At 69.2% G+C, this 18,955-nt stretch carries 18 protein-coding genes and 4 tRNA genes; 12 read left to right on the top strand and 10 right to left on the bottom strand.

What is annotated here, in order from left to right:
- The 5 genes from E7T09_RS07235 to E7T09_RS07215 form a co-directional block, all read right to left on the bottom strand.
- Nucleotides 1-235, bottom strand: a 235-nt coding sequence (locus tag E7T09_RS07235) for a GTP-binding protein (protein WP_240741655.1), incomplete at its 3' end; no start/stop codon positions are given.
- A 159-nt stretch (nt 236-394) separates the two neighbouring features.
- A tRNA-Thr gene (locus tag E7T09_RS07230) sits at nt 395-469 on the bottom strand.
- A gap of 8 nt (nt 470-477) precedes the next feature.
- Nucleotides 478-550: transfer RNA gene (locus E7T09_RS07225), tRNA-Gly, on the bottom strand.
- 20 nt (nt 551-570) lie between these two features.
- Nucleotides 571-656 (bottom strand) — tRNA-Tyr (locus tag E7T09_RS07220).
- Between the two features lie 20 nt (nt 657-676).
- Nucleotides 677-752, bottom strand: a tRNA-Thr gene (locus E7T09_RS07215).
- Between the two features lie 266 nt (nt 753-1,018).
- Here E7T09_RS07215 and E7T09_RS07210 point away from each other — a divergent pair.
- The 3 genes from E7T09_RS07210 (at nt 1,019) to msrB (ending at nt 5,393) form a co-directional block, all read left to right on the top strand.
- Entirely contained in the window at nt 1,019-2,929 is a 1,911-nt protein-coding gene (locus E7T09_RS07210) for an ABC transporter ATP-binding protein (RefSeq protein ID WP_136388530.1), read from the top strand.
- The gene (locus E7T09_RS07205) at nt 2,926-4,791 is read left to right on the top strand and encodes an ABC transporter ATP-binding protein (RefSeq protein WP_136388389.1); all 1,866 of its coding nucleotides are present in this window, start codon (nt 2,926-2,928) and stop codon (nt 4,789-4,791) included. Before E7T09_RS07210 ends, E7T09_RS07205 begins: the two co-directional genes overlap by 4 nt.
- Nucleotides 4,792-4,925: 134 nt before the next feature.
- Nucleotides 4,926-5,393, top strand: coding sequence for a peptide-methionine (R)-S-oxide reductase MsrB (msrB, locus tag E7T09_RS07200; RefSeq protein WP_136388388.1), 468 nt, complete (start codon nt 4,926-4,928; stop codon nt 5,391-5,393).
- Between the two features lie 58 nt (nt 5,394-5,451).
- Here the strand turns inward: msrB and E7T09_RS07195 are convergent, their stop codons facing one another.
- Together E7T09_RS07195 and E7T09_RS07190 are read right to left on the bottom strand one after the other, a co-directional pair.
- Nucleotides 5,452-5,982, bottom strand: coding sequence for a CAP domain-containing protein (locus E7T09_RS07195; protein ID WP_136388387.1), 531 nt, complete (start codon nt 5,980-5,982; stop codon nt 5,452-5,454).
- A gap of 155 nt (nt 5,983-6,137) precedes the next feature.
- Nucleotides 6,138-8,255: a phosphodiester glycosidase family protein gene (locus E7T09_RS07190; protein ID WP_370293753.1), complete on the bottom strand. Its 2,118-nt coding sequence runs from the start codon at nt 8,253-8,255 to the stop codon at nt 6,138-6,140.
- A gap of 59 nt (nt 8,256-8,314) precedes the next feature.
- On the opposite strand from E7T09_RS07190, the gene E7T09_RS07185 reads away from it, so the two are divergent.
- Nucleotides 8,315-8,800, top strand: a complete 486-nt coding sequence (locus tag E7T09_RS07185) for a roadblock/LC7 domain-containing protein (protein WP_136388386.1) — start codon at nt 8,315-8,317, stop codon at nt 8,798-8,800.
- A 52-nt stretch (nt 8,801-8,852) separates the two neighbouring features.
- Nucleotides 8,853-9,443, top strand: a complete 591-nt coding sequence (locus E7T09_RS07180) for an ATP/GTP-binding protein (RefSeq protein ID WP_136388385.1) — start codon at nt 8,853-8,855, stop codon at nt 9,441-9,443.
- Between the two features lie 51 nt (nt 9,444-9,494).
- Here the strand turns inward: E7T09_RS07180 and mnmE are convergent, their stop codons facing one another.
- Together mnmE and E7T09_RS07170 are read right to left on the bottom strand one after the other, a co-directional pair.
- Nucleotides 9,495-10,814, bottom strand: coding sequence for a tRNA uridine-5-carboxymethylaminomethyl(34) synthesis GTPase MnmE (mnmE, locus tag E7T09_RS07175; protein ID WP_136388384.1), 1,320 nt, complete (start codon nt 10,812-10,814; stop codon nt 9,495-9,497).
- A 62-nt stretch (nt 10,815-10,876) separates the two neighbouring features.
- Nucleotides 10,877-11,536 (bottom strand): DUF4258 domain-containing protein, encoded by a 660-nt coding sequence (locus E7T09_RS07170; protein ID WP_370293751.1) that lies wholly within the window; start codon nt 11,534-11,536, stop codon nt 10,877-10,879.
- A gap of 257 nt (nt 11,537-11,793) precedes the next feature.
- Between E7T09_RS07170 and E7T09_RS07165 the strand changes: the two genes are divergently transcribed.
- Both E7T09_RS07165 and E7T09_RS07160 read left to right on the top strand, forming a co-directional pair.
- Nucleotides 11,794-12,660, top strand: a complete 867-nt coding sequence (locus tag E7T09_RS07165) for a GNAT family N-acetyltransferase (RefSeq protein ID WP_136388383.1) — start codon at nt 11,794-11,796, stop codon at nt 12,658-12,660.
- A gap of 96 nt (nt 12,661-12,756) precedes the next feature.
- A complete protein-coding gene (locus E7T09_RS07160) occupies nt 12,757-13,062 on the top strand; it encodes a hypothetical protein (protein ID WP_136388382.1) in 306 nt (101 codons plus the stop codon).
- A 9-nt stretch (nt 13,063-13,071) separates the two neighbouring features.
- Here E7T09_RS07160 and E7T09_RS07155 read toward each other — a convergent pair whose 3' ends face one another.
- A complete protein-coding gene (locus E7T09_RS07155) occupies nt 13,072-13,719 on the bottom strand; it encodes a DUF305 domain-containing protein (RefSeq protein WP_136388381.1) in 648 nt (215 codons plus the stop codon).
- Between the two features lie 45 nt (nt 13,720-13,764).
- Between E7T09_RS07155 and E7T09_RS07150 the strand changes: the two genes are divergently transcribed.
- The 5 genes from E7T09_RS07150 to E7T09_RS07135 all read left to right on the top strand — a co-directional run bounded on the left by E7T09_RS07150 (nt 13,765) and on the right by E7T09_RS07135 (nt 18,948).
- Entirely contained in the window at nt 13,765-14,604 is an 840-nt protein-coding gene (locus E7T09_RS07150) for a YdcF family protein (protein WP_136388380.1), read from the top strand.
- Nucleotides 14,605-14,648: 44 nt separating this feature from the next.
- Nucleotides 14,649-16,037 (top strand): methylenetetrahydrofolate--tRNA-(uracil(54)-C(5))-methyltransferase (FADH(2)-oxidizing) TrmFO, encoded by a 1,389-nt coding sequence (gene trmFO, locus E7T09_RS07145; protein ID WP_136388379.1) that lies wholly within the window; start codon nt 14,649-14,651, stop codon nt 16,035-16,037.
- A gap of 95 nt (nt 16,038-16,132) precedes the next feature.
- Nucleotides 16,133-16,285 carry a hypothetical protein gene (locus E7T09_RS21860; protein WP_168734724.1) on the top strand — a complete coding sequence of 51 codons (153 nt, stop codon included), beginning with the start codon at nt 16,133-16,135 and terminating at the stop codon, nt 16,283-16,285.
- A gap of 255 nt (nt 16,286-16,540) precedes the next feature.
- Nucleotides 16,541-17,839 (top strand): UDP-N-acetylmuramoyl-L-alanine--D-glutamate ligase, encoded by a 1,299-nt coding sequence (gene murD, locus E7T09_RS07140; RefSeq protein ID WP_240741654.1) that lies wholly within the window; start codon nt 16,541-16,543, stop codon nt 17,837-17,839.
- The gene (locus E7T09_RS07135; RefSeq protein WP_136388378.1) at nt 17,836-18,948 is read left to right on the top strand and encodes an FtsW/RodA/SpoVE family cell cycle protein; all 1,113 of its coding nucleotides are present in this window, start codon (nt 17,836-17,838) and stop codon (nt 18,946-18,948) included. The genes murD and E7T09_RS07135 overlap by 4 nt, the downstream gene beginning before the upstream one ends.
- Nucleotides 18,949-18,955 lie beyond the last annotated feature (7 nt).

Genomic DNA, 18,955 nt, shown 5'->3' with positions numbered 1-18,955 from the left:
AGTAGTGCCGGGTGGGGGTCTGGTATTCGACGTGGGCGGTGTTGATGGTGATGCCGCGGGCCTTTTCTTCGGGGGCCTTGTCGATCTGGCTGTAGTCCATGGTTTCGATGGTGGGGTCGGCGGCGGCGGCGGTGAAGGTGATGGCCGCGGTGAGGGTGGTCTTGCCGTGGTCGACGTGACCGATGGTGCCCACGTTCACGTGGGGCTTCGTGCGCTCGAACGTTCCTTTCGCCATGATGGGTTCCTCCTGAAATGGATCTGTCCGGAATTCCGGACAAGCCTTGCCAGTTTACTCGTCCCCCTGGGAAACGCAAAGGGCAGCTGCTCCAATGCGCCGCACATCCGGGACGGTGAAGAAAGCGCGGCCTGCAGGATCTGCAAGCCGCGCCGGGTGTGGAGCTTCTGGTCAGGATTGAACTGACGACCTCTCCCTTACCAAGGGAGTGCTCTACCACTGAGCTACAGAAGCGGGAAAAAAGCGGGAAACGAGACTTGAACTCGCGACATTCAGCTTGGGAAGCTGACGCTCTACCAACTGAGCTATTCCCGCGAAACAAGGACGGAGAGATGTGGTGGGCAGGGGCGGATTCGAACCGCCGTACACGTACGTGAACAGATTTACAGTCTGTCGCCTTTAACCACTCGGCCACCTACCCACACCGACGTCCAGCGTTCTTGGAGCCACCCAGGAGAATCGAACTCCCAACCTTCCGATTACAAGTCGGGTGCTCTACCAGTTGAGCTAGGGTGGCACCTTCCCTGAAAAACGACCGGGCGTTGGGTGCCCTGAGCGCGGAAGCGCCCGCTTGGCGCGTTCACTTCCGGCTGGGAATAGTAGCACCGGCCCAGGAGGGTGTCAATCGTTCCTTAAGAAGGCGGCCACATGCGCCATTACGCGCATTTCAAGGTCGGCAGGTGGGCGTATGCTTGCCCCGCACGGGCGCGGGTCACCCCCGAATTTCCGCCCAGAACGAGGTTTCCTTTGGAGAGTTTGCGCACGCTGTGGCCATATTTGATGATGCACAAGCGGCAGTACGTGATCGGTCTGGTGGCCATTGCCGTGGCCAACGCCGTGAACCTGCTGCCCGCCTATTTCATCCGCTGGACGATCGATGGTCTGACCGGGCAGATCGACACTGACCCGGCGACTCCCGGCCTGACCCTGGCCCGCGCCGGGCTGTACGCGCTGGGCATCGTGGTGGCGGCCTTGATCGCTGGTGGTTTCACGCTGTTGATGCGCCGCATGATCGTGGTCGCGTCCCGCCAGAGCGAGTACGAGGTCAGGCGCGACATCTTCGCGCACCTCCAGACGCTCGACAAGTACTACTACGACCGCGCCCGCACCGGCGACCTGATGAACCGCCTGACCGGCGATCTGGGCGCGGTGCGCGAAATGCTGGGCTTCGGCGCGTGGCAGATCGTAAACATCGTGTCGGGCTTCGTCACGGCCTTCGCGGTCATGTTCAGCCTGAGCTGGCAGCTCACGCTGATCGTGATCGCGCTGATTCCCGTGATCGTGGGCATCCTGTCGTACCTGGCCCGGCAGATCAACGTGCGCCACAAGGCTGCGCAGGAGCAGAACTCCCTGATCGCGGCCATGGCGCAGGAGAACTTCAGTGGGGCGCGCGTGGTCAAGGGCTACGCCATCGAAGACCGCGAGATCGCCACATACCGCGAGATGAACCTGGAGCTGCTGCGCCGCAACATCGCCCTGACGAAGGTGGACGGCCCGCTGCGGTCGTTCACCACGCTGCTGATCGGCGTGGCCTTCGGGCTGATCCTGCTGGTCGGCGGCCGCCTGATCCTGTACTCGGGGAACGCTGCCGGTGCCACCGCCGGGTTCACGGTGGGCATGCTGGTGCAGTTCCTGATCACGGTCGGCCGCCTGACCTTCCCGATGATGATGATCGGCTGGATCACCGGCGTCACGCAGCGTGGCCTGGCCTCGTGGCTGCGGCTGCGTGAACTGCTGGACGCGGGCGCGCAGATCCACGACACGCCCGGCCGCACCGATCCCACCATCCGCACCATCCGGGGCGACGTGGCCTTCGACCACGTGAGCCTGAAGTACGGCAATACCACCGTGCTGGACGACGTGAGCCTGAACATCCCGGCGGGCACCTTCGTGGGCGTGACCGGCCCGACCGGCAGCGGCAAGACCCTGCTGACCCAGCTGATCACGCGGGCCATCGACCCGACCAGCGGCGTGGTCAGGATCGACGGCACCGACCTCCGCTTCGTTCCGCTGGCCCGCCTGCGCGAGCACATCAGCGTGGTGCCGCAGGAGCCCTTCCTGTTCAGCGACACCATCGCCAACAACATCGGGTTCGGCATCGAGTCGCAGGAGCTGCCCATCGTGCCCACGGGCGTGAGCGTGGTAGGCCTGGCCGCCACGCCGGACGTGCCGCAGCACCCGGATCCGGCCCGCGTGAGGAACGCCGCGCGGCTGGCTGGCCTGGACGGCGACATCGAAGGCTTCCCGCTGGGCTACGAGACCATGCTGGGTGAACGCGGCGTGACCCTCTCGGGCGGCCAGCGGCAGCGCACCGCGATTGCCCGCGCCATCGTGCGCGAACCGAGCATCCTGATCCTCGACGACAGCCTCTCGGCGGTGGACACCGAGACCGAGCGGCGCATCCTGGACGGCCTGCGGGAGGTCAGCGCGGGCCGCACCGTGATCCTGATCGCCCACCGCGTGAGCACCCTGCGCCACGCCGACCACATCGTGATCCTTGAACAGGGCCGCGTGACCGAGCAGGGCAGCCACGATGAGCTGATTGCGCTCGGCGGGCACTACGCCGAACTGGAACGCCTGCAGCGCCTCGCCAGCGACCTCGACGACGACGATGACGCGGTGGCCGATCCCGAGTTGGCCGCCGACCGCCTGGAAGTCCCCCGGCCCACCACATCTCAGAAGGTGAAGTCATGACCCAGCCCGACGACGCCTACTCCAAGAGCTTCGATGCTCACCTCACCCGGCGCATCCTGGGCTACCTGAAACCCTACCGGGGCCTGGCGGTCACTGGGGTGCTGCTGGCCCTGGTCACGGCGGCCATCCAGCCGCTCCCGACCCTGCTGCAACGCTACGCCATCGACCACGCTCTGCAACCCTTCGCCAGCAACCCCGCGCAGAATCCCGAGCCGCTCTACCGCCTGCTGCTGGTCGCGTCGCTGGGGTACATCGCCCTGCAGGCCGTGGCCTTTGCGGTCACGTACTTCTCCACGCTGGCCATCGGGTACCTGGGGCAGAACATCCTGCGCGACATCCGTGCCGACGTGTTCGCCAAGCTCCAGCGGTTGCAACTGGCGTTCTTCGACCAGAACCCGGTCGGCCGCCTGATCACCCGCGTGACCAGCGATGTGGACGCCATCAACCAGTTCATCACCGGCGGCCTGATCTCGCTGATCACGAGTTCGTTCCTGATCATCGTGTACATGGTCGTCATGCTGACCATCGACTGGCGGCTCTCGTTGATTGCGTTCACGGTGCTGCCCGTGCTGTACTTCGCCACGAACTACTTCCGGGGCAAGATGCGCCTCGCGTACCGCGACACCCGCATCCAGCAGGCGATCGTGAACACCAAGCTCAACGAGAACATCACCGGGATGCTCACCGTGCAGCTGTTCGGCCGCCAGCGCCGCAGCGCCCTGAACTTCGACCAGTCGAACCGCGCCCTGCTGACCGCCAACGAGACCAGTGTGAAATGGTTCTCGCTGTTCATGCCGGTCGTGGCCGTGCTCGGTCAGGTCGCCGTGGCGCTCGTGCTGTACTTCACCGCGCGTGAAATCCTCGGCCCGGCCGCCGTGGGCACCGGACTGGGCGCAGCCGTGACAGTCGGCACGCTGTTCGCCTTCGTGCAGTGGACGCAGCAGCTTTTCCAGCCGATCCAGGATCTCAGCGACGTGTTCAACACCCTGCAGGCGGCCATGGCCAGCGCCGAGCGGATCTTCGGCGTGCTCGACACCCCCGAGGAAATCACCGACAAGCCCGCGGCCCAGCGTCTGGAGCACTTCGCGGGCCGCGTGGACTTCGACAACGTGTGGTTTGCCTACGACGACAGCGTGACCGACGAGACGCCCGACACGGACGACCGCTGGATTCTGCGCGGCCTCGACCTGCACATCCAGCCGGGCGAGAGCGTGGCCCTGGTGGGCGCGACCGGCGCGGGCAAGACCAGCGTCACCGCCCTGGTCTCGCGCTTCTACGACGTGCAGCGGGGCGGCGTGAAGGTCGATGGACATGACGTCCGCGACCTCGCCCAGCACGATCTGCGCCGCCACGTAGGCGTGGTGTTGCAGGATGTGTTCCTGTTCGCCGGCACCATTGAGGGCAACCTCACCCTGAACAACCCGGACATCTCCCACGAGCGGGTCGTGGAGGCGTGCAAGTACGTGGGTGTGCACGAGTACATCCTGTCCCTGGACGACGGCTACCAGACCGAGGTTCGCGAACGCGGGGCCACGCTGTCCACCGGGCAGAAGCAACTGCTGGCCTTCGCCCGCGCCCTGATCCAGAACCCGGACATCCTGCTGGTACTCGACGAGGCCACCGCCAATGTCGACACCGAGACGGAAATCCGTATCCAGCACGCGCTGGAGAAGGTCATGCTGGGCCGCACCAGCATCATCATCGCGCACCGTCTGAGCACCATCGAGCACTGCGACCGGATCGTGGTCATGCGCAAGGGCCGGATCGTCGAACAGGGTAGCCACCGCGAACTGCTCGACAAGGGCGGCTACTACGCCAGACTGCACCGTCTTCAGTACGCCAAGGGCGAAGCGGCCGACTGACCTGCCGCTAAGGCCGCCGACACGGGCACCCGCCGATCAAGGCCGGTGCCCGCCTTCATATGGCCTGAGCCCGAAGGGAGCGTGAAGCGGCGCCCGCCACGGTTGCTTGTCGCCCCGCCGCCTACACTCCCATCATGACCACCACCGATCCCAAGCCGGCCTTCGTCAAGCCCAGCGACACGGAATTGCGTGAGCGCCTGAGCCCCATCCAGTACCAGGTGACGCAGCATGAGGGCACCGAGCGGGCCTTCACGGGCGAATACTGGGATCAGACCGGGGACGGCATCTACGTCGACATCGTGTCGGGCGAGCCGCTGTTCAGCAGCAAGGACAAGTACGACGCCGGATGCGGCTGGCCCAGCTTCACCCGGCCCATCGAGAAGCAGACCCTGACGGAGAACACCGATTACAAGGTCGGGTACGCCCGCACCGAGGTGCGTTCGTCCATGGCCGACTCGCACCTGGGGCACGTCTTCCCGGACGGCCCGCGCGACCAGGGCGGGCTGCGCTACTGCATCAATTCGGCGGCGCTGCGCTTCGTTCCGGCCGACAAGCTGGAGGCCGAGGGATACGCGGCGTACCGGTCACTCTTCGAGGGCTGATCAAGGTGAATCAGGGTGGGAGCGAACCTTCTCTCGCTCCCACCCCATTGTCTTGTGCTTATTTGGACGTGCCGAAGTCCTGTACCCAGTAGGTGCTGTACTTGCCGCTGCTGGCCGCTGTGTACGCGATCCCGATTTCCCTGAGATCCGGGGCCATGATGTCTGCGCAGTGACCTTCACTGTTCAGCCACGCCTGCACGACTTCCTCCGGCGTGACCTGTCCGGCGGCGATGTTCTCGGCCACGACCGCCCAGGTGTAGCCGGTCGCCGTGATGCGCTGGTCGAAGGTGCGGCCATCCAGACTGGTGTGGCTGAAGTAGTTCTGCGCGGCCATATCGTCGGCATGGGCCTGGGCGGACACTTCGAGTTTCCCGTTGTACGTGAGAGGCCCCGTCGCGGCGTACGAGGTGCTGCCGCATTGACGCGCCTCGGCCCGCGCGGCGTTCGTCAGGTCGAAGACCCGCTGGGCAAAGGCCGTGGACGGCGTGGCCGCCGTGACCCGACCAGCACCCACGGTAGGAACCGGCGAGGTGACGGTGCCGCAGGCGCTGAGCAGCAACAGGAACAGTGCGGAGAGTGAGCGTTGCATCCTGACCGCATTCGACCGCAGTGACCGCCGGGCGCGCCGTACGCAATTGCGCGCCGGGCCGCCCGGATGGGGGCGGGGGGACGGGGGTACAGCCGGAATCGGAACCTGCGCCCAGACGCCGGACGATTTCCGTCCAGGCCACCGGGGAGCGGACTCTACTTGATCGCGTTGGGGGTTCGCGGCACGAACACGATGGCATTGGGCACAGCCCGGCTCCACACGGTGTTCAGGTAGCCGCCCAGCCCGCCATACCCGCCCGTGAGATACGCGGTGGCGCTGCTGCCGCTGTCCAGTCGCACGGCCACCTGCACGCCCGCGGCGGCCAGGGCCGAGGCGAAGTCGTCCGGGGTGCCGTACTCCAGGAACGCGATGACGGGTCGCCCTCCCATGACGCCGAATCCCACCTGCCGCGTGGGCCGCCAGATGCTCGCCGCCGTGTTGAACCCCTCGCGCGCCGCGTCGAGCACCACCCGTCCGCCCGCGACCAGCAGCGGCCCCGCCCCCAGAGCGTCCAGGGCCGTGTTCCATGGAGCGTCGCTGGCCTGCCAGTTGAGCGTGACGGTCAGGGCGTCGCCCGCCGTATGCGGCAGTTGCGGGAAGCGCAGCGGGTCGAAGGAGAAGGCCAGCGTGCCCGCCGGGGGTACCACCGCGCCGCCGTCGGCCCGCGCGACCACGGCCGCTCCCGGCGCGATCTGGAGGGTCAGGAACCCGGTGCCGCCCACGCTGGAATGGCCGTCGCCCACGAAGGCGGTCAGCAGGGCCGGGTCAGCCTTGGCGCGCACCGCATTCACGGTGACCGTCCCGAACGCGCCGCCCAGCACGTAGCGCGGGCGCGGGTACCCGAACATCGGCTGGCCCTGCGCGGTGAAGCCCACGGTGCCGCGTTTCTCCAGGCTGCCGGAGGTCATCACGCCGCCCAGCGCCACCAGATCCACCGGGAGGTTGCTGGCCGGATCGAAGTACCCGCCGTTGACTCCGGCCACGCCGCCCACGCCGCGCACCAGATCGGCGACGCCCACCGCGCGGCCCACCGGCGCACTGACCACGCGCGGCTGGAACCGGTCCGGGTCGAAGCTCAGCAGGTGCAGCCCGCCCCGCTGCGTATACGTCACGCCATCTGGCAGGGCCGACGGATTCAGGGGTGGGGGCACGCTGGAATCCGTGTAGGTCACGGTATCCACCACGATCCGATAGGGGTTGTCGAGCGTGAAGATGGAGCTTTTCCCGCCCGCCGTATCCAGCCGCACGGCGCTGCCCACCGGGGTCGACTGGATGGCCAGCGTGTCCCCGGACGGCAGGGCCTGGGTCTGGGCCTGGGCGGTCACGCCCGGCAGTTGCAGGCTCAGGGCGGCGGTCTCCCGGCCCACGCTGTAGGGGGCCACGTCGCTGAATTCCAGCACCACACGCTGCACCTCCACGGTGCGGTACATGCTGCGGCTGACCCGCACCGTGTCCAGGTTCGCCAGGGCCCGCGTCGAGACGGGCGGCGGCGTGACCGCCACGCCCGGCACCAGCGGGGGAGCCGTCATGGCCGGCATGGGCACCGGCTGGAGTTCGATGCTGGCCGGCACGGCCGGTGTCGGTGTCGTCGGAGCCGCGACAGGAGGAGTCGCCACCGGTACCGGAACCACGGCCGCTGGGGGCGATACGATCGTCGTGGTGGCGGGCGGCGTGGCCGCCGGTACGGCCGGTCTGGGCGTGGCGGGAGGTGCTGGCGCCTGAGCGGCGGGCGCCGGGGTGGCGGCCGTGGACGAGGGCGGCAGGGTCGCGGCGGGCACCATGGCGGGTGCGGCGAAATCCAGCAGGTTCGGCGTGTCGGCCAGGATCACCACGCCCAGCCCGGTCAGGGCCGACAGCGGCACGAGCAGGTTCCCCTCCTGCACCTGGGGCAAGGCCAGCGGCGCTGCCAGCGTGAAGCCCAGCGCCTTCCAGCCACTCACCGGCGAGAACCGCAGTTCGCGCGCGCCCAGCACCAGCCGTAGATCCTGCGGGTCGTTCCGCACGGCCACGCCCAGCCGCGGCAGGGCCGACACGGGGATCAGCTCCACGTTCCCGATCACGCGCGTGTCGCCGCTGGAACTCTGCATGAAGCCGCCAATGGCCACCGGCCGGGCCAGCGCCGTGCCCAGCAGTCCCAGCCCCGCCGCGACCGACCACGTCCACATCCTGCGCCTGAAGTTCACGCGGGCGAGTGTACCTTCCGCTCCTGACGCGATCATGAACGCCGTCCACGTGCCCGCCGCGCACAGGGCCGCGTACCGGAGGGAATTCACGCCGCGCCCCCCCCGCCGTCAGGCTTGTGTGCGAGTCCGTGCCCTATGCTGGCCTCTGTATGATCGAACCCTCACTTGAGCTGTACGGCGACGCCTACGAGCGCGTGGATCAGCAGCTTCAGGATCTCCTCGACACCACCGGCGTGCGCTACGGCCTGCTGGTCGACCGCAAGGGCTTCGTGCTGTCGCACAAAGAGGCCCTCTGGGCTCCCCGGCCGCCCGCCCTGGACTCGGTGGCCACGCTGGTCGCCAGCAATGCTGCCGCCACCGCCGCCCTCGCGAACCTGCTGGGCGAACGCACCTTCAGCGAACAGATCCACCAGGGCGAGAACGGCACGCTGTACGTGGAATCCGTCGGGGACGACACCCTGCTGACCCTGATCTTCGACTCGAGCGTGCCGCTCGGCAAGGTGAAGGTCTACGCGAAGAAGACCGTCGCGCAGATCGCCGCGATCCTCGAAGAGCTCAAGGACGCGCCCACCGTGCAGCTCGGGGAGGACTTCAACCGGGGCGTGAACGCCCTGCTCGACGACCTGCTCGGCTGATGCCCACCCCGCGCCTCCCTCTGTCACAAGGCCCGTCACAGGAGACCCCGTCATGAGCACCATCAACTTCGCGGCCCGGGAAATCAACTGCAAGATCGTGTATTACGGTCCGGGCATGAGCGGCAAGACCACCAACCTCAAGCACGTCTTCTCCCGCGTGCCCGGCCACCTGCGCGGCGACATGGTGTCCCTGGCGACCGAGGACGAACGCACGCTGTTCTTCGACTTCCTGCCGCTCGACCTGGGCACCGTGCAGGGCTTCAAGACCCGCTTCCACCTGTACACCGTGCCCGGCCAGGTCTTCTACAACGCCAGCCGCAAGCTGATCCTGCGCGGCGTGGACGGCATCGTGTTCGTCGCCGACAGCGCCCCGGATCGCCTGCGCGCCAACGCCGAGAGCATGCGCAACCTGCGCGAGAACCTCGCTGAGCACGGCATCGACGTCAAGGAAGTGCCGATCGTGTTGCAGATCAACAAACGCGACTTGCCCAACGCTCTGCCCGCCGACATGATCCGGTCGGTGATCGATCCCGGCAAGGAACTCCTGATGTTCGAGGCCATGTCCGACAAGGGCGCCGGCGTGTTCGAGACGCTCAAGACCGTCAGCCGGCTGGTGCTCGAACGCCTGTCGAAGAACAAGTAACCGGGGCGTGCCCGCTGCGGTGGCCGGTTCCGGATGGAGTCGGCCGCTGCGCTATTTGCCGACGCAGAAGTTCATGAAGACGGCATCGATCACGTCCTCCTGCACGTCCCGGCCGGTCAGTTCCGACAGGCAGCGCAGGGCCTCCTCCAGTTCGTAGCTCGCGAGGTCATCTGGCAGGGTTCCGGCGGCCTCCACGTGCGCCAGCGCGCGCCGGGCGGCATCGGCCTGCCGCTCGGTCGTGAGCCACGCCTCGCTGCGGGACGTGTCTCCCAGCAGCGCCGCGCCCATCGCGTCCCGCAGTGCATGGAGGCCCGCGCCCGTGACGGCGCTCACGTCCAGGGCGTCCGTGTCCGTCCAGACGGGCGGCAGGTCGGCCTTCGTCCGCACCCGGATCACGCGGGCGGCGGGCGGGAGCGCCACAGGCAGCACCTCGCGTGGCAGCGAGCCGTCCTCCAGGGCCAGCACGAGGTCCGCTCCGCCCGCCAGACTCAGGGCCTGCCGGACGCCCGCGGCCTCGACCTCGTCGCCCGTCTCGCGGATGCCCGCCGTATCGACCAGCGTGACCGGCACGCCGGCCAGTTCCACGCCGGCCTCCAGGTAATCGCGCGTGGTGCCGGGAATCGGCGTGACGATCGAGCGCTCGTACCCGACCAGCGCATTCAGCAGGCTACTCTTCCCGGCGTTCGGGCGACCCACCAGCGCCAGCCGCGCGCCGCGCGTGGCGACCTGACCGGCGCGGGCCGTGCCCACCAGCGCGCGGAGATCCTCGGTGGCCGCAGCCAGGGGCACCTCACGGTCTTCCTCGGGCACCCCTTCGTCCGGGTAATCCAGCATGGCCTGGAGCGCCGCCAGCGTGCGGGTCAGGTGCGCGCCGATGCGGGCCACCCGCGCGCCCAGCGCGCCCGAGAGGCCCAGGGTCGCCTGCCGCCGCGCCGCGTCCGTGTGCGCCTCGACCAGCCCCAGCACGGCCTCCGCCTGCGCCAGATCGAGCCGCCCGGCCAGGTACGCGCGCAGGGTGAATTCGCCCGGACGGGCCAGCCGCGCTCCGAGTTCCAGCGTCCGCGCCAGCACTGTCGCCAGCACCGCCGGGCTGCCGTGCGTCTGGAACTCGGCCACGTCCTCGCCGGTGTAGCTGCGGCCCTCGCGGAAGATCAGGCACAGGCCCTCATCCAGCACCTCACCGCTCTGCGCGACCAGCGCGCCGAACAGAAAGCGGCCTCCCCTCGTCCGTGAGGGCCGTCGCTTGCCCCGGAACACGCCGTCCGCGACCTCCAGCGCCCGGGGGCCGCTGACGCGCACGATGCCCACCCCGGCGCTGCCCGGCGCGGTGGCAATGGCGGCGATGGTGTCGGCAAGCCCGGTACGCGTCACGCGGGGCAGGCTAGCAGGCGCGTGGGCCGCACGACTGTGCCCACGCGCCGTCCGTCAGGACGTCACCTCTTCCAGCGGCCCCGTCCGCGTTGTCCGGCCCGCGCGGTCGGGGCACTCGTGTGGGCGCGGATGGTCTGGTCGTCGTAGCGGAGCATGACGGCCAGCCGGGCGCGGCTGATCACATGGTGCGGGTGCTTGGGCACAAAGGCGGTGACGATGTCGATGTGCCCGTCCCGGTGGTGCTGCACGACTACATTCAGGGGCACGCTCACGCCGCACGCCTCGTATCGGCCGCAGACCAGCCAGCGGTGGTCGTCCGGATACACGGCCCGCACCCGCCCGGACAGCAGGACATTCATGATGTCGTGCTCCAGGAAGCCCTCGGCCCGCGCGTGCCCGATGGCGTGTGGGCACAGATGATAGCGGCCGTCGTACACGGCGTCGCGCAGCTTGGCGTGCGCGCGGTGCAGCGAGAATTCGTCGGTCAGGACACCGACGAGTTCCGCCTCGCGCTGAGGAGCGACCGGCGCAGGACGGGCGGCGCGGACTGGAGCGGGGGTGGGGGTGCGGCGGGCCGCCTTTTCCGCGCGGGCCAGCTGGGCACGCAGCGCCAACAGATCGTTGCCGGTCTGGCCGGCGGCCAGCGGCGCGGCGGGCGGCTCGCCGCTGCGGGCGCGGGCAGGTGGGGCGGCTCTCCCCGGTTTGCTGGACTGTTTCGTCACGGCGGCACCTCCGGTCAGGCTCCTGCCCTTTTTCGTCCTGGCACGCCCCATGCAGCACGCCCAAAACGAAAAAATCCCCTCAAACACGGCTTCGTGTTCGGTGGGAGGCAGGCGGCGTACCCTGTTCAGGGCATGCGTGCACGATAGCACGCCGGGCCAGCCACGGGCGTGAAGCGCACGGCAGACAACGCCCGCCGGGGCGTCTACGCTGTGGAGCGAACGTCCCACGTCCCCGCCCTGTTCCGGAGGTTCCCGCCATGATCCGCCCCATGCAGTCCACCGACGCCGCCGACCTGCTGGCCCTGCTGCACTGGATGGACGACGCCCCGGAACGCGAGGTGTTCGCCCCGGACGCCCGCGATCCGACCGAACTGATTCTGGAATGCGAGGACAGCCGCTGCCTGGTCATGGAGGACGACGCTGGAGACGGCGTGCGGGCCTACTGCGCCCTGTCGCCGTTCCGGGATGGACTGGTGCTCGAAGGCCCGGTTGGAGACGGCGGAAACCTGCGCGCCCTGGTCAGCCGCGCGGTGCAGGGCGCGCAGGGCCTGCCCGTCTACGCCTTCTGCGCGCGGGACAACCAGGGCGTGCGGGACGCGCTCGAAGCTGCCGGGTTCGCGCCCATGCACACCACGGACTTCTACAGTGCGCCGCTGGCCCCGCTCGCCCGGCGGGCGGCACTGCCGTCGGGCCATACGCTGCGCCGGACGCTGCCCATCGCGGAATACCGCGCCCTGTACCGCGAGAGCGAGGACACCTGGGCGAACCGGCTGGACTGGACGCCCGAGGAGTACGACGCCCATTTCGCCCGCGATGACGTGCGCCTGCTGGCCCTGATGCGCGGCACGCACGCCGTGGGCTTCGCCGAACTGGAGTTCGCACCGGACGCGGGCCGGGCCGATGTGACGTACCTGGCCGTGCATCCCGCCGAGCGTGGGCAGCGGTACGGGCAACTGCTGCTGGCGCTGGCCGCCGCCGAGGCGCAGACGCAGCCCGAACTGCGCTCCCTGCGTGTCCGGGCGCACGACCACATGCGCCCGGCCCGCGCCCTGTACACGCATGCGGGTCTCACCCACTGCCGCTCGGTGGTCACGTACATGCGCGACGGAGACGAGGACGTCTGAGGAAGGCTGGGTGACGGGCAGGCAGCGGGAGATGTTTGCGGACACGAGAACGCGGGACACAAACGCCGGTTCACGCGCGCAGTAGCCTCGGCGCCTATGGGCAAGAAAGACCGGAATGTGCCGCGCACCGCGTTCGTCTCCCTGCGCGATATGCCCGGTACCCGCGTGATGTTCTGGGTGGTGGACGAATGCCCGTATTGCGGCGAGCGTCACCTGCACCTCGCCGGGAATATCCGCGACGCTGACCCTGGCGACACCCTGGGCGAGTACCCGGCCCCGTGCCGTCCGGATCGGCTCTACGACCTGACCCTGCCACCCCGCCCGAAGCGCAAGGCGGGCAAGGAGGAGCGCAAGCGTGCCCGCCGCGCCAGCCGCGCGAGCGACCTCGACGACGAAGTGTAGGAAGGCCACTCAGGGCGGCGTGGTAGACTTCGTTCCCGCGCCGCCCATGTCCATGCCGGGCATCCCCGGCATCCCACCAGGATCGGGCAGGGGAGCAGCACCTCTCTGGGCAAGCAGCTGATCCATCAGCCGGATCTCGGCGGACTGCGTGGCGTTGATCTGCCGGGCCAGCGCCTGCACTTCCGGGCGGGCCGGATGGTCGAGCACCGGCCGTACCATCGCCAGCGCGCCCTGGTGGTGCCGGCGCATGAGTTGCAGGAAGGTCACCTCGGCAGTGTTCACGGGCATGGTGTCTAGGCTCGTGACCTCGGCCGGCGTGGCCATGCCCATCAGGCGGGCGTGCTCGGCGTCCATCCCGGCCCCAGCCCACGGACGGTTCCACAGGGTCAGCCAGCCGCGCATCTGCCCGATCTGCTCCTGCTGCGACAGGATGATGTCCAGCGCCAGCGACCGCAGCGTGCGGTTCTTGCTGCGGTCGCGGATGCGGGTCGCCATGTCCACCGCCTGCGCGTGGTGCTGGATCATGCCGCGCACGAAAGTCACCTCCGCGCTGCCCTCGGTCGGCGCAGCGCGTCCCCGGGCGAGCAGGCCGAAGGCGGCCAGGGCGGCCAGCAGCACGAGGAGCAGGGCCAGGGGCCAGCGAGGTCGGCGCGTCACGCGGGGAGTATAGGGGTGGCACCTGCCCCCTACACTGTGAACGGCATGAGTCTGCGTCCCCCATTCTCCTCGACGTCGCTTCCCCTGGAGCGCCGGAGCAGCCCATGGCGCGGCATCCTGACCGGCGCGGCGGTGGGCTCGGCCCTGGGTGTCCTGGCCGCCTTCCTGGGAGAGGTGCGCGCGGGTGTGCCCGCGCTGCTGGCCCTGCTGCTGGTGTGTACTGTGGCCGGTGCCTTCACATGGACTCGCTGTGCGCTCCTGTGGACTTCGGGCGTGATCGCCGCCCTGCTGGCCGCCTGCCTCCTGACCCCGGTGCTGCGCGCGCCGCTGGCCGCCCTGACCCTGGCGCAGGCCCCCGTGCGGGCCGACGTGATCGTGGTGCTGGGCGGAGGCGTGCAATGCGGTTCCGCCGTCCTGGAGGCGTCCAGCATGACGCGCCTGGAACGTGGCCTGGAACTGTGGCGGGCCGGATACGCGCCTGTCATGACCGTCTCCGAGCAGTCGGGACTGATCGGCCCGGCCGACTGCCCGAAGATGAGCGCCCTGGAACGCGCGCAGATCACGGCCCTGTACCCGCAGGGCGGGCCGGCAGTACTGACCCTGGCGAACGTGACGACCACCAAGGACGAGGCGGCCCGCGTGCGCGCCTACGCCAGCGCACGCGGCTGGAAGCGCATGCTGCTGGTCACCACCCCCAGCCATTCGCGCCGCGCTGCCGGACTGTTCCGCGCGAACGGCCTGGACGTCGTGTCCGTGCCCGCCCGCGAGGTGCGCTTCGACTCGACCCTGCCGTTGCCGGGCGACCGGTTGTGGGCAATACGTATCCTCGCCTACGAGTGGCTCTCCCGACTAAAGAATGCGCTGGGCGGCACGCCGGAACGCTGACGCCCACACTTCCGGTCGCGGGCAGGGCCTAGACTGACGGACTGATGAGCATCACCCCTGATTCCCGTGCCACGCCCGCCATCACTGTCATCGGGGCCGGTCTCGCCGGTTCCGAAGCGGCCCTCGCCGCCGCCCGCGCGGGCGTGCGCGTGCGCCTGTACGAGATGCGCCCCGTGAAAATGACCCCCGCGCACCGCAGCGGGAATTTCGCGGAACTGGTGTGCAGTAATTCCCTGGGTGGCGAGGGCGAACAGCAGAGCAAGGGCCTGTTGCAGTCCGAACTGCGCTCCGTGGGCGGCCTGATCGTCGGTGCGGCCGACGCCTCGAAACTTCCGGCCGGGAACGCCCTGGCCGTGGAACGCGACGAGTTCAGCGCCCGCGTCACGACGGCCCTGCGGGAGCACCCGCTGATCGAGGTGCGCGGTGAGGAGGTGCAGGCCGTCCCCGACGGCATCGTCGTGATCGCCTCCGGGCCTCTCACCTCGGACGCGCTGGCGGCCGATGTCGCGCGCCTGACCGGCAGCGAACGCCTCAGCTTCTACGACGCCGCCGCCCCCGTGATCGCCGCCGACAGCATCGATTTCGGCGTGGCCTGGCGGGCCGGGCGCTACGAGCAGAGCGCTGACTATGTCAACTGCCCGTTCACGAAGGACGAGTACCTGGCCTTCTTCGCGGCGCTGGAACAGGCCCGCGCGCACACCCCGCACGACTGGGAGAAGCTGGAATTCTTCGAGGGTTGCATGCCCATCGAGGAGATCGCCCGGCGCGGCGTAGACACCCCCCGTTTCGGCCCCATGTCCCCCAAGGGCCTCGACGACCCGCGCACCGGCCGCTGGCCCTACGCCGTCGCGCAACTCCGGCAGGAAGACCGCGAGGGCCGCCTGTGGTCCCTGGTCGGGTTCCAGACGGGCCTGAAGTGGGGCGACCAGAAAACCGTTGTGCAACTCATTCCCGGCCTGCAAAACGCCGAGATCGTCCGCTACGGCGTCATGCACCGCAACACCTACCTGAACGCCCCGGAGGTGCTGGACGCCACCCTGGGCCTGCGTGCCGATCCGCAGAAGTTCGTGGCCGGCGTCCTGGCGGGCACGGAGGGCTACTTGGAATCCGCCGCGACCGGCTGGCTGGCCGGCACGAACGCGGCGCGCCTCGCCCTGGGCCACGCACCCCTGGTGCCGCCTGCCGAGAGCATGCTGGGCGGCCTGGTGCGCTACCTCGCCACCGCGAACCCCAAGGGATTCCAGCCCATGAACGTGAACTGGGCGCTCGTACCGGAGTTACCCGCTCCGGAACCCGGCCCCAGCGGCAAGATCCGGAAGCTCGGCAAGCGCGAGAAGCGGCCCATCATGTACCGCCGCGCCCTGAATGCCTTCACCACCTGGGCGCGCGAGGAGGCCGGGCTGGACGTCGCGCTGCCGGTCTTCCCGCAGTGAGTCGTGGGTGAGGCCGTCGCCCTGATGCCCTGACCGCGACCTTCCGCCGGTAGAGAGTCCTGGAACCTCCGACTGGCCTGGGCCGTAGCGCAGGCATGACGGTCTTGCTGATGGGTGCCGCCATCGTCCTGCTCATCGTGGCCGCCGTGCTGATCGGTTCAGCCCTCCGGGTGGCCTCCCGCACGGCCCGCCGGGCTCCGTCCGGGGTCAGCACGGATTCAGGTCGTCCTGGCCGGAGACAGCGGTGAGCGGCAGTTCTTCCGAAGAACACAGATATGGCGGTGATGACCACCACGGTCGCCATGACCCCGGTAGCAGCCACGATTCCGGCGGAACCTGGGATGGAGGCCAGGATACCGGGGGTGGGGACTCGGGCGATTCCTCCGGATCGAGCGACAGCTGACCCTCCACGGCTGAACCGGTGCACGCCACGCCCTGACCCTGGACACTGTCGTCAGCGTCGTTCCTCACCATGACGTCCGCATTTCGCTTATGGTGTGGGCGTGAATCCCACCGAACCGGTGCTGATCTACGGTCTGGGCCGCAGTGGCCGGGGCGTGGCGCGCTTCCTGGCCGCGCAGGGCGTGCGCGCCGACTGGCTCGACGCGCGCCCGAGTCCCGACGACGAGGCCCTGACCACGGCGCTGGGCCTGACGCCCGGTGACCTGACCCGCTCCTACGCCACGGTGGTCGCCGCTCCCGGCGTGCCCATCGACCATCCGGATCTGGACACACTGCGCGCCAGTGGGGCCGAGGTGATCGGGGAGGTCGTCCTGGCGGCCCGGATGCGCCCCACGCTGCCCATGATCGGCGTGACTGGCACGGCCGGAAAGGGCAGCACCACCGTGCTGATCGCGCACCTGCTGCGTGTCTGCGGCCTGAACGCGCTGGAGGGCGGGAACATCGATCCGCCCCTGCTGGATGTGGTGGATCACGCCGAGGTCGCGGTGGTGGAACTCTCCAGTTTCCAGCTGGAACGTGTGCCCGGTCTGCGCCTGCCGGTGGCGGTCATCACGAACCTGGGCGTGGATCACCTCGACCGGCACCGGACGGTGGACGCCTACCACGCCGCAAAATTGAACATCACGGCGGGGCAGGAGGCAGGCGATGTGCTGGTCCTGCCCGCCGGCCTGGACGTGCCCACCCGCGCGACGGTCTGCCCCTTCGAGGCCGTGCACCTGCGCCTCGTGGACGGATCGGAGGTGCTGCCCCTGTCCGAGCTGCCCGAAGGCATTCATCCTGCGAATGCCGCCGCCGCCCTGCTCGCCACCGAGGCGCTGCTGCGCCACCTCGGTCACCCGGTGGAGGTGGAGGTGCTGGCCGGTGGCCTCCGCTCCGCCCAGCCGGTGTCCGGGCGCTTCGAGACGGTCGCCCGCGTGGGGAATGTCCAGTTCGTCGAGGATTCGATCGCCACGCGCACCATCGCTGTGCAGGCCGCACTGGAACGGGCGAGGCCGCCCATCGCGTGGCTGGTCGGCGGCCGGGACAAGGGCGCGGACCTTGCACCGCTGCGGCGAGCTGCGCAGGGCCGGGTCAGCCGCGTGATCGCCTTCGGGGAGGACGGCCCCGCCCTCGCCGCCGGGCTGGGACTGCCCTCCACCACTGTCGTGGGCGCGGACGGCGACGACACCATGCAGCGCGCCGCCCGTGCCGGGCTCGATGCCCTGCCCGGCCACGGCACCGTGCTGCTCGCGCCGATCGGCACCAGCTTCGATCAGTTCAGGGACTACAAGGCGCGCGGCGACGCGTTCCGCCGCGCGGCCCTGGCCCTCGTCCACGCCACCACGGAGACCCCCGCATGAGCCTGCAACTGCTGATCGCCCAGATTCTCCTGCTCGGGCTGGGCCTGCTCGGTATCGCCGCCGCGCGCCCTGACCTGATCGTCGACCACGGCACCAAGGCCCTGCTGAGCCTGGGCCTGACCTTCGTGGTCGCCCGGCTGCGGCCCCGCGCGTTCCTGAAGATCGGCCCGGCCTTCTGGGCGTTCACCCTGCTGCTGCTGATCCTGGTGCTGTTCATCGGGGTGGGCACCGAGACCAGCCCCGGCACCAAGCGCTGGCTCGATCTGGGGGCCCTCAAATTCCAGCCGTCCGAACTCGCCAAGCTGGGGCTGGTGCTGATGCTCGCGTCGTTCTTCAGCCGGCGGGGCGTGCAGCACAAACTGATCAGCGCCACGTTGATGATCGTCGTGACGACCGCCCTGGTCTTCATGGAACCGGATGTCGGCACCAGCGTCCTGACCTTCGGGCTGGGCATCATCCTGATGTACGGCGCGGGCGTGCGGATCAGCAACATCGCGGGCTTCATGCTGGCCCTGGGACTGATGGCCATTCCGATCGCCGGCGTGTACCTGGAAAAACACCCCTACATCGCCGAGCGCTTCTTCGGGCACGTGAACCGGGACGTGACTGCGCAGCGGGGGCTCGACCAGATCGGCCTGGTGCACCGGGATCTGAACTTCGGGGGCCTGTGGGGCCAGGGGCCGGACGGCCTGCGTTACCCGTATTTCGCCGCGCACACCGACATGGTGATCGCGTCCGTGGGCTTCACGACCGGTCTGCTGGGCGTCGCCATGATCCTGTTCGCGTACTGGCTGATCATGCAGACCGCCCTGGAAACCTCGCAGCTCGCCGCGCGCATCCGCCCGATGACCTCCGAGATCCACGGCGCCAGTATCCTCGCCACGGGCACGATGTTCATGATCGTGGGGCAGGCGGTCGTGAACCTGCTTGTCGCGGCCGGGTACTTCCCGGTCACGGGCGTGCCGCTGCCGCTGGTCAGTTACGGGTTTTCCAGCATGCTCACCATGAGCCTCGCGCTGGGGATCATCCACTCCGCGCTGCGGGAGGTGCGCCGCAACCTGCCCGAGGAAGTGAGTGAGGCCGACGTGATCGCCCTGCCCGCCGACTGAACCGGAG

The sequence above is a fragment of the Deinococcus sp. KSM4-11 genome, from assembly GCF_004801415.1.
GTDB lineage: Bacteria > Deinococcota > Deinococci > Deinococcales > Deinococcaceae > Deinococcus.
This window is presented reverse-complemented; position numbering and strand designations above follow the sequence as displayed.